Source organism: Streptomyces torulosus, assembly GCF_001419765.1.
Taxonomy (GTDB): domain Bacteria; phylum Actinomycetota; class Actinomycetes; order Streptomycetales; family Streptomycetaceae; genus Streptomyces; species Streptomyces torulosus.
Window position 1 is genome coordinate 1 of record NZ_LIRK01000890.1, and the last position, 2,522, is coordinate 2,522.

Annotated in this window: 2 protein-coding genes; both read left to right on the forward strand. The window is 72.6% G+C overall.

Going from position 1 to position 2,522, the window contains the following annotated elements; all coding sequences use genetic code 11:
* Positions 1-199: 199 nt before the first annotated feature.
* Positions 200-1,483: a low temperature requirement protein A gene (locus tag AOK23_RS41925; RefSeq protein ID WP_055717639.1), complete on the forward strand. Its 1,284-nt coding sequence runs from the start codon at positions 200-202 to the stop codon at positions 1,481-1,483.
* Between the two features lie 56 nt (positions 1,484-1,539).
* Positions 1,540-2,522 (forward strand): P1 family peptidase (locus AOK23_RS41930; RefSeq protein ID WP_240496820.1); only part of this gene is annotated, 983 nt, incomplete at its 3' end.

Sequence of the window (2,522 nt, forward strand, 5' to 3'; positions counted from 1 at the left end):
GCCCAGTCACCGGACACCCCCACCCACCGCCCGAGCCGGGCACGGGATGCTCCCGTGCACCCCCGGAGCCAGTCACCGCATGCTCCCGTGCACCCCCCGAGCCGGTCGCCGGACCCCTCCGCGTACTCCCCCGGCCCGCACGCGCACTCATGAACACCTGAGCGAGAATTCCCCCGCGTTTTCTGGTGTGCTTGGCGCCATGACGTCCAGTTCCACGCCCTCGACGCCCCCGGCGCGGGACCCCGACCCGGGCTCCGCCCCGGCCACGGCTTCCACCTCTCTTTCCGGTGCCGGTCGGCCTCCGTTGCGTCGGCTCGTCGCCCGTGGGCGCGGGGAGGCACACCGGGTCGCGTCGCCCCTCGAACTGTTCTTCGACCTGTGCTTCGTCGTCGCCGTCGCCCAGGCGGGCGTCCAGTTGGTGCACGCCGTCGCCGAGGCCCACGCGGCCGAGGGCATCCTCAACTACGCGATGGTCTTCTTCGCGATCTGGTGGGCCTGGATGAACTTCACCTGGTTCGCCTCGGCGTACGACAACGACGACGTGCTCTACCGGGTCGTCACCCTCGTCCAGATATTCGGTGTGCTGGTGCTCGCCGCCGGGATCGCCCGGGCCTTCGAGGACCACGACTTCCTGCTGGTCTGGCTCGGTTACGCGATCATGCGGCTGGCGATGACCGCGCAGTGGCTGCGGGTGGCCCGGTCGGCGGAGGGCGCCGAGCGCGTCATGGCGCTGCGGTACGCGGCAGGTGTGGCGCTGTGCCAGGTCGGGTGGCTGGGCCTGCTGATCCTGCCCGAGCCGGCCAGACCGTGGCTCTTCCTGGGGATGGCGATCCTGGAGCTGTGCGTCCCGGTGTACGCGGAGAAGGACTTCACCACGTCCTGGCATCCGCATCACATCGCCGAGCGGTACGGCCTGTTCACCATCATCGTGCTCGGCGAGACGATCCTGGCGGCCACGGTCGCCGTGAAGTCGGCCGCGGACGAGAACGACGCGCTGGGCGAGTTGTTGCCGATCGCGCTGGGCGGACTGCTGATCGTGTTCTCCGCGTGGTGGATCTACTTCACGGTGCCGATCCACGGCCATCTGCGCTCCAACAGGGAGAGCTTCCTGTGGGGTTACGGCCACTACCTGATCTTCGCCTCGGCGGCCGCGATCGGCGCCGGGCTGGAGGTCGCGGTGGAGGAGGCGGTGCACAAGGCGCACATCTCGACACTGGCCGCGTCCGCCGCCGTGACGCTGCCGACGGCGCTCTACCTGCTCTCGGTGTGGGCGCTGCACGCCCGTCACTACAAGGTGGGCACGGCGCAGCAGGCCGTGTTGCCGCTGGCCGCGCTGGCGGTGGTGCTGTGCACGTTCCTGGGTCACTGGGCGGTCCTGGCGGCGGGCGTAGTGGCGGCGGGGACGGTGGCGATCGGCGTGGTGTTCACGGCACGTAGGGCCGGTGCGGAGGGGGCCAGGACCGCCGCGTCCGGGCAGGGTTGAGGGAGCCACAGGCACGGTCCGACACACGCACGCCCCGGTCGCAGACAAGGACGCACATGACACCCGAGACCTCCGGCACCCCCATGCCCTCCGACCGTCCGCACCCTGTGGACGCCCTGACCGACGTGCTCGGGCTGCGGGTCGGGCACGCCACCCTGGCCGGCGGCGGCTGGCTGACCGGTACGACCGTGGTCCTCGCGCCGGAGGGCGGCGCGGTGGCGGCCGTGGATGTGCGCGGTGGCGGGCCCGGCACCAAGGAGACGGACGCACTCGACCCGCGGAACCTGGTGCAGAAGGTCGAGGCGGTGGTGTTGACCGGCGGCAGCGCATACGGGCTGGACTCGGCCTCGGGTGTGATGGCCTGGCTGGAGGAGCGGCGGCGCGGGGTACGGGTCGGCCCCGATCCGGCGCATGTCGTGCCGGTGGTGCCGGCGGCCTGTGTCTTCGACCTGGGCCGGGGCGGCGACTTCCGGGCCAGACCGGACGCGGCGACCGGCCGGGCCGCGGTGGAGGCGGCGGCGGCGAGCGGGCTCGGTGCCCCGGTGGTGGAGGGGTGCGTGGGCGCCGGGACGGGGGCGACGGTCGGGCTGCTGAAGGGCGGTGTCGGCACCGCGAGCACCGTGCTCGGCTCGGGGATCACGGTGGCCGCGCTGGTGGTGGCGAACGCCGCCGGGTCGGTGATGGATCCGGAGACGGGGGTGTTGTACGGGGAGTTGTTCCAGGGGCGGGCGGAGTATCCGGCGGCCGAGGTGCACGAGGTGGCGCGCCGCAGGATCGCCGAGGCCGCCGCGAAGAGTCCGCCTCCCCCGCTGAACACGACGTTGGCGGTCGTCGCGACCGACGCCGAACTGACCCGCGCCCAGGCCCAGAAGCTCGCCGGCACGGCCCACGACGGAATCGCCCGCGCCGTGCGGCCCGTGCATCTGCTGAACGACGGCGACACGGTGTTCACCCTGGCCACCGGCGCCCGCCCGCTCGCCCCGGACTCCGGTCCACTCGCACTGAACGAACTCCTCGCGGCGAGCGCGGACTTGGTGAC

What these genes read in the sequence shown, in the direction of transcription:
- AOK23_RS41925 (WP_055717639.1), top strand. Translation starts at nt 200, where the DNA reads ATGACGTCCAGTTCCACGCCCTCGACGCCCCCGGCGCGGGACCCCGAC.